Consider the following 7,392-nt stretch of genomic DNA (forward strand, 5'->3'; position numbering starts at 1 on the left):
TATGTTATTATTTAGATGTTTTTGATTTTAAGTTTAACGAGTGTTTGTCATGACGAAATTTGCTAAATACGTCATTTTTGCTTCGGCTCTTATTGTGGCGCTTGGGTGGCTTGCTGGCGGGGGGTCCGTCGAAATTGATGCAGCCCAGATGGTTGAACGGTTTGATGATACAGCGGTTTAGGCGTCCGCCTGGTAAAGGATAAAGAGGCTTTCGGGCCTCTTTTTCTATTCTGAAACTAACTGGCAGCGGGTTTGGAGTTTGAGAAAAAATCCTCAAGCTGCGGCCTGAGCCACGCCCAAAGCTTTGGTGAGCCTTGGTGTACAGATGTTCCAACCCGACTCTCAATCTGTGCCAAAGTAACATCGTAGTCGACCCACGATCCGCCGCCCGTTTCCAGATTGGCAATCGGTGTTTGAATCCGGTCAACTGCTTTGGCGAACCGGGCATCAGGCGTCTCTGCGGCTTCAAATTCATGCCACAAGGCTAGAAACTCTTCGTATTGATCCGCAGGAAGCATGCCAAATAATCGCGATGCAGCAGCTTCTTCTTTTGCAGCCTGGGCTGCGTGATCAACCTGCCCATGGATGGGGTGGTCGCCTGCATCGATTTCTACAATGTCATGCAGCAGTAGCATTTTGAGAACCCGGTCAGTTTTAACCGTGGGTTCTGCGTATTCCGCCAAAACCCATGCATGCAGCATGATGTGCCATGAGTGCTCGGCCGAGTTTTCAAAGCGGTCGCCGGACAGCAAGCGTGAAGCGCGCTGTACAGACTTTAGCTGATCGGCTTCTGTGAGAAACGGAAGCCGTTGTGCGAACGGATTAGTGTCTGTCGGCGTACCCCCGGAATACATCTGCCGGGCGTGCCCATAGGCATATGGAAAAGCGTATTCGAGATAGGCGGCGCGTCCACCATCCAAATTGCTCTGCACAACGTCCAGATGATCAGGGCGCGGCTCACCGGCGCACAGTACTTGAAACAGTGGCTGGCAACGATCCAGAATTTTGGCAAAGCGGGCGTCTGGTGTTTTGTCTTCTTCAAACTCGCGCCAGAGGTTCAGAAACGCAATCGCTTGATCCTCGGGGAGAACGCCAAACAACTCTTCTGCGGCTTTGTTTTCAGCCAGTGCCACGGCCTGCCAATCAGTTTCCAGATGGATTGGGTGATCACCCACCAGGATCTCGACCAGATCATGAAGCAGCAGCATCTGAATGACCCGGTTGATACTGACATCTTTCTCCGCAAGCGGCTCCATGACCAGCGCCCAAAGGGTCAGGTGCCAACTGTGCTCGGCTGAGTTCTCGGATCGGGATTGATCGAGCAGGACATTCGCCCGCTCGACCGATTTCAGTTTGTCTGCCTGTTTCAGGAAAGCGATCTGTGCAGGCAAACGGTCATTCATTGTTTTTCTATGGCCTTAAGTTTTGAGCGATGGTCGGACAACCGCTTGATTACGAATTGTCTGGCCTTGCGTTCGGCCAGACGTACGCGAATCTCGGTCAGATACGCCTCTTCAAGAGACTGCGAGGACGCGCCCAGCAGTTCACCGACTTCGACGTAAAACCGGTCCTGACCGGTTTCATCCATCACTTTCATTGTGTCCTCGGCCAGTTTCGAGGCCAGGGTTGTGATGGTGTCCGACATCAGCGTGTGTTCTCTGTCAGACGACGCTTCACATATTCCGTGGTGTGATCGATCAATGTGTCCATGTGACGATCCTGGAAGAAGTGGTCTGCGCCTTCGACTTCGGTATGCGTGATCGTGATACCTTTTTGCTCATGCAGCTTGCTGACCAGAGTGGTGGTATCGGCGGGCGGTGCCACGCGATCTGCTGATCCGTTGATGATCAGGCCGGATGACGGGCAGGGTGCCAGGAATGAAAAGTCATACATGTTAGCTGGCGGCGAGACGCTGATGAAACCGGTAATTTCAGGGCGACGCATCAGCAATTGCATTCCGATCCACGCACCGAACGAGAAACCGGCAACCCAGCAATGCTTGGAGTTGTTGTTCATCGACTGCAGATAATCGAGCGCCGATGCGGCATCGCTCAGCTCTCCGACGCCTTGATCGTATTCACCCTGGCTGCGGCCAACGCCGCGGAAGTTAAAGCGCAACACGGTAAAGCCCATGTTGTAGAACGCATAGTGCAGATTGTAGACCACCTTGTTGTTCATGGTCCCGCCAAACTGTGGATGCGGGTGAAGCACGATGGCGATCGGTGCGTCTTTTTCCTTTTGCGGGTGGTAGCGGCCTTCCAGACGGCCTTCGGGTCCGGGAAAAATCACCTCGGGCATGTGTGCTTTGGTCCTGTCTTTTTCTCTTATGGCCCCGGGATATACTTGACGATATCCGTCAGGCACCTTAGAACGGTTCTAATTACGATACATAGCGTGAAGACGCTGTCAGTGGGAGATACGCACTGGCTGCGGCGGCGTCAATGTTTTCGCGCGATACTTGCCACGAGGGAAGACAAATGAAGCTATCGACCAAGGGTCGTTATGCGATGGTCGCACTGGCCGATATCGCGCTACAGCCTGCAGATACGCTGGTTACTTTGGGTGAAATTTCCGAACGTCAGGATGTTTCTCTGCCATATCTCGAGCAGTTGTTCGTTAAGCTTCGCCGAGCAGAGCTAGTTACTTCGGTGCGTGGCCCCGGCGGGGGCTATAGGCTCGCACGCCCAGCATCTGAGATTCGGGTGGTCGAGATTCTGGCTGCAGTGGATGAGACCGTTGATGCAATGCACAAGGGGGCTGGTGCCTCAGGTGGATCATCGGGCAGCCGGGCACAGTCACTGACCAATCGTTTGTGGGAGAGCCTCAGTGCTCATGTTTATGTTTTCCTGCATCAGACACGGTTGTCTGATGTGATCAAGAACGATCTTGCGCCGTGTCCTGCGGTGCCCAACCTGTTTTCGGTCGTTGATGACTGATGAGTTTAAAGGTTGAGCATATAGTCCGGACAGGTTTTTCGCAGGAAAAGATGCATCCATGAATCGCATTTATCTGGATCATAACGCTACGACGCCGCTCAGACCCGAAGCGCGCTCCGCAATGATTGCAGCTATGGAAGTGTGTGGTAACCCGTCTTCTGTTCATGCCGAAGGTCGGGCGGCGAAGTCAGTGGTCGAAAAGGCTAGGGAGCAGATCGCATCAGCGTTTGGCGCGGATGGAGCCGATATTGTCTTTACATCCGGATCTACCGAGGGTGCCGCTTTGACAATGGCTGGGCGTAACCTGCATGGCTCGGCTGTTGAGCATGATGCTGTAAGGGCTTGGTCTGTCGAAGATCTTTCAGTTTCAGGTCTTGGGGTGGTCGATGTGCCTGACCCTGAGGATTCGACGCTTCAACTTGCAAATTCAGAGACTGGAATCATCCAAAAGCTACCGCAGGGCATCGCAGTGACGGATGCGACGCAGGCCTTTGGGAAACTGCCAGTGGCTTTCAACTGGCTGGGTGCGCAGATGGCATTGATTTCCGCCCATAAATTGGGTGGTCCCAAAGGGGTTGGTGCTGTCGTGATGAAGCGTGGAACCGACTTGGCCGCTCAAATCAAGGGCGGTGGTCAGGAAATGGGGCGTCGTTCAGGCACGGAAAATGTCATTGGAATTGTAGGGTTCGGTGCTGCAGCTGAAGCGGCTGCCCGGGATTTGGCAGATGGCGTTTGGGAAAAGGTTGCAGAACTTAGAAATATTCTAGAAAAGGCCCTTGAGGCCGGTTCTAAAGCTACTATTTTTGTCGGGAAAGGTCAGGATCGCCTCCCGAACACTTTGTGTTTTGCGACACCCGGGTGGAAGGGTGAAACACAAGTGATGCAGATGGATTTGTCCGGATTTGCGATCAGCGCAGGTTCAGCATGTTCCAGCGGCAAGGTCCGGGCCAGCGCGGTACTAACCGCGATGGGATATGATGAGGTGACAGCAGCCAGCGCGATCCGCGTTTCGCTGGGCCCTCAGACGACCGAAGAAGATGTGCTGCGTTTCGCGGAAACGTGGCTTGAGAAAGAGAAAAAGCATCGCGCGCGCGCCGCGTGATCTGACGGAGGGTGAGTCATGGCCGCTTTGGACCAGACCCAGGTAAAAGAAGGTGTCGATCAGGAAACCGTTGATGCGGTGCGCGAGGTCGGAACCTATAAATACGGTTGGGATACCGATATCGAGATGGAGTATGCGCCAAAGGGCGTAAACCCCGATATCGTTCGCCTGATCTCAGAAAAAAACGACGAACCCGAGTGGATGACCGAGTGGCGCCTTGCAGCGTTCGAACGCTGGACCCAGAAGGAAGAACCGAACTGGGCCATGGTTCACTATCCGAAGATCGATTTCCAGGACCAGTACTACTATGCCCGTCCAAAATCGATGGAGGAGAAGCCGAAATCTTTGGATGAAGTCGATCCCAAGCTTTTGGCGACCTACGAAAAGCTTGGTATCCCGCTGAAAGAACAGATGATTCTGGCTGGTGTGGAAGGTGCAGAGGATGCACCCGCAGAGGGCCGCAAGGTTGCTGTGGACGCAGTATTTGACTCTGTGTCGGTCGGTACGACTTTCCAGGATGAGCTGAAGAAGCATGGCGTAATTTTCTGCTCGATCTCGGAAGCGATCCGTGAGCATCCGGAACTTGTTAAAAAGTATCTGGGATCTGTGGTTCCTGTTTCTGACAACTTCTATGCAACCCTGAACTCTGCTGTGTTCTCGGATGGATCATTTGTCTACGTACCGCCGGGCGTGCGCTGCCCGATGGAACTGAGCACCTATTTCCGTATCAACGCGGAAAACACAGGTCAGTTCGAACGCACTTTGATCATCGCCGACAAGGGGTCTTACGTTTCGTATCTCGAAGGTTGTACGGCACCACAGCGGGATACAGCACAGCTGCACGCAGCTGTGGTTGAGATCATTATCGAGGAAGATGCCGAGGTTAAGTACTCGACGGTTCAGAACTGGTTCCCCGGGGATGAAAACGGCAAAGGCGGCATTTACAACTTTGTGACCAAGCGCGCCGATTGCCGGGGTGATCGATCCAAAGTGATGTGGACACAGGTCGAGACTGGTTCTGCGGTGACCTGGAAGTACCCGTCCTGCATATTGCGCGGCAATGAAAGCCAGGGTGAATTCTACTCGATCGCCATTACCAACAACTATCAGCAGGCTGATACCGGCACCAAGATGGTGCATTTGGGTAAGAACACCAAGTCGCGGATTGTCTCGAAAGGCATCAGTGCCGGTAAAGCGCAGAACACCTATCGTGGGCTGGTGTCGATGCACCCCAAAGCCAAGGACAGCCGCAACTATACCCAGTGTGACTCGCTGTTGATCGGCGATAAATGCGGTGCCCACACGGTGCCTTACATTGAAGTAAAGAATAACTCGAGCCGGGTGGAACACGAGGCCACAACCTCGAAAGTTGACGATGATCAGCTGTTCTATTGCCGCCAGCGTGGTATGGACGAAGAAGAGGCTGTGGCACTGGTCGTTAACGGGTTCTGCAAAGACGTCCTTCAGGCATTGCCGATGGAGTTTGCGATGGAAGCCCAGCAACTGGTCGCAATCAGTCTTGAAGGATCTGTAGGCTAATTCGCTATGTTGGACACCCGGACCATAACTGGCTCTGCGCCGCGTTCGGCTGTCCGCACGGTGGCTTGCGCAGTGCCGAGCGGAGTCGCGCCAGCATTGCAAAAGCAATTGTTGGCTCACCCTAAATTGGTGATTTGCCTGCCGTTCCAACGCTTGGTATCCAGACGCGGATATAGAGTTTGTGAATTTGGTAGACGCGTCGATGATAGAAGAACAAAAGTCAGCCTTCCAATCACGCGTCGAACGCATCAATGCCCGGGCGGAGGAAGCGTCAAAAGGCACATCTCGACGGTCCGGGGACACCATCTGGCATCGCCTTTCATATCCGATTTCGTTCATCGGAGCGTTTCTGCTGGGGGTCGGGGCGGTCTTCCTTTCGCGCTATATCCAGTTTCAGATGATCGGCGTGCCGGGCGATCCAAAAGCCGGTTCTCAGGATCTGATCAGTATTGTTCTGGCCATGGCCGCGATCTTTCTGATTTCGTTCCTGTTGAACGGCAGGCAGAAAGAATTCGCTCGGACAAGTGCATTGGCGATGATGGCAACCACGTTCACGTTCCACAATGCCGTTTGGGCCTACCCAGACTCGTTCGAGCAGGTGTACGGGCCAGACTGGGTGGAAATGGTGAAAAATCAAACCGAACCATCAAGTATCCGACTGTTCAGTATAGTGATCGCTTTCAACTGATCGAGGAAAGTTCAGAGCCGATCACTGACACTTATCTGCAGATGCCAACCGTTGGCGTTGTAACTGACAATATTCTTTCAAACCAATGGTTTCTGCAGCGGCAGTCTCATCTCGGTCAGAGATGTGACAGCCCGGGCCTGCAGAGATCAATCAGATAAAGCCGCCAAATCAGGCGGCATCGAAGTATGTGAGGAAAAAATGCTGGAAATCAAAAACCTGCACGTGAAACTTGAGGAAGAAGACAAGCAAATCCTCAAAGGCGTCGACCTGACTGTCGAAGCTGGCAAAGTGCACGCGATCATGGGGCCGAACGGTTCGGGTAAGTCGACGCTTAGCTACGTGCTGTCCGGGCGTGACGGCTATGAAGTTACTGAAGGTTCAGCAACTCTGAACGGGGAAGACCTGTTGGAGATGGAACCGGAAGAGCGCGCGGCAGCGGGTGTTTTCCTTGCTTTCCAATACCCGGTTGAAATTCCCGGCGTTGGCAACATGACCTTCCTGCGCACAGCCGTAAATGCCCAGCGCAAGGCGCGTGGAGAAGAAGAACTGTCTGCGACAGATTTCCTCAAGGAAGTTCGCGCAAAGGCCAAATCCTTGAAGATCGACGCTGACATGCTCAAGCGTCCGGTCAATGTTGGCTTTTCGGGCGGTGAAAAGAAACGCAACGAGATTCTTCAGATGGCGATGCTTGAGCCCAAGATGTGCATTCTGGACGAGACAGACTCGGGTCTGGATGTCGATGCGATGAAACTAGTGGCCGAAGGTGTAAATGCACTGCGTGACGAAGGCCGTGGATTCCTTGTCATTACCCACTATCAGCGCCTGCTGGATCACATCAAACCGGACGTTGTTCACATCATGGCAGATGGTCGTATCGTCAAAACTGGTGGTCCTGATCTGGCACTTGAGGTTGAAAACAACGGCTACGCCGACATCCTTGCTGAGGTGAACTGATGGCCTTGCCCGAAGTCAAACAAAACGCGACCGAGGCTCGGCTGGCATCGCTGAGCCTGCCTGAAGCCGGTTGTACGCGCGCTGCCCGCGAAGCGGCGCTTGCACGTGTTCGTGAAATGGGCCTGCCGAGCCGCAGGGACGAGTATTGGAAGTACACACATCCCGATACTCTG

At 53.6% G+C, this 7,392-nt stretch carries 9 protein-coding genes; 6 read left to right on the forward strand and 3 right to left on the reverse strand.

Annotation, left to right across the window (positions count from 1 at the left end; genetic code table 11):
* Positions 1–49: 49 nt before the first annotated feature.
* Positions 50–181, forward strand: coding sequence for a hypothetical protein (locus E1297_RS50835; RefSeq protein WP_256372778.1), 132 nt, complete (start codon positions 50–52; stop codon positions 179–181).
* A gap of 55 nt (positions 182–236) precedes the next feature.
* Here the strand turns inward: E1297_RS50835 and E1297_RS24510 are convergent, their stop codons facing one another.
* Genes E1297_RS24510 through E1297_RS24520 form a run of 3 tightly spaced genes read right to left on the reverse strand, consistent with a single transcriptional unit; the run spans position 237 to position 2,298 of the window.
* On the reverse strand, positions 237–1,403 hold the full coding sequence (locus E1297_RS24510) for an HD domain-containing protein (RefSeq protein ID WP_155143129.1): 1,167 nt from the start codon (positions 1,401–1,403) through the stop codon (positions 237–239).
* Positions 1,400–1,645, reverse strand: a complete 246-nt coding sequence (locus E1297_RS24515) for a hypothetical protein (protein WP_155143130.1) — start codon at positions 1,643–1,645, stop codon at positions 1,400–1,402. Before E1297_RS24515 ends, E1297_RS24510 begins: the two co-directional genes overlap by 4 nt.
* Positions 1,645–2,298 (reverse strand): alpha/beta hydrolase, encoded by a 654-nt coding sequence (locus tag E1297_RS24520; RefSeq protein WP_155143131.1) that lies wholly within the window; start codon positions 2,296–2,298, stop codon positions 1,645–1,647. Before E1297_RS24520 ends, E1297_RS24515 begins: the two co-directional genes overlap by 1 nt.
* Positions 2,299–2,477: 179 nt before the next feature.
* Here E1297_RS24520 and E1297_RS24525 point away from each other — a divergent pair, with 179 nt between their 5' ends.
* The 5 genes from E1297_RS24525 (at position 2,478) to sufC (ending at position 7,219) form a co-directional block, all read left to right on the forward strand.
* Entirely contained in the window at positions 2,478–2,936 is a 459-nt protein-coding gene (locus E1297_RS24525; RefSeq protein WP_155143132.1) for an Rrf2 family transcriptional regulator, read from the forward strand.
* A 58-nt stretch (positions 2,937–2,994) separates the two neighbouring features.
* Positions 2,995–4,038 carry a cysteine desulfurase family protein gene (locus tag E1297_RS24530; RefSeq protein ID WP_155143133.1) on the forward strand — a complete coding sequence of 348 codons (1,044 nt, stop codon included), beginning with the start codon at positions 2,995–2,997 and terminating at the stop codon, positions 4,036–4,038.
* A gap of 18 nt (positions 4,039–4,056) precedes the next feature.
* Complete coding sequence (gene sufB, locus E1297_RS24535) at positions 4,057–5,577, forward strand: Fe-S cluster assembly protein SufB (protein WP_155143134.1); 1,521 nt, start codon at positions 4,057–4,059, stop codon at positions 5,575–5,577.
* 202 nt (positions 5,578–5,779) lie between these two features.
* Positions 5,780–6,265: a hypothetical protein gene (locus E1297_RS24540; RefSeq protein WP_155143135.1), complete on the forward strand. Its 486-nt coding sequence runs from the start codon at positions 5,780–5,782 to the stop codon at positions 6,263–6,265.
* Positions 6,266–6,463: 198 nt separating this feature from the next.
* A complete protein-coding gene (gene sufC, locus E1297_RS24545) occupies positions 6,464–7,219 on the forward strand; it encodes a Fe-S cluster assembly ATPase SufC (protein ID WP_155143136.1) in 756 nt (251 codons plus the stop codon).
* The last annotated feature ends 173 nt before the right edge of the window (positions 7,220–7,392 follow it).

It is taken from the genome of Roseibium sp. RKSG952, from assembly GCF_009711355.1.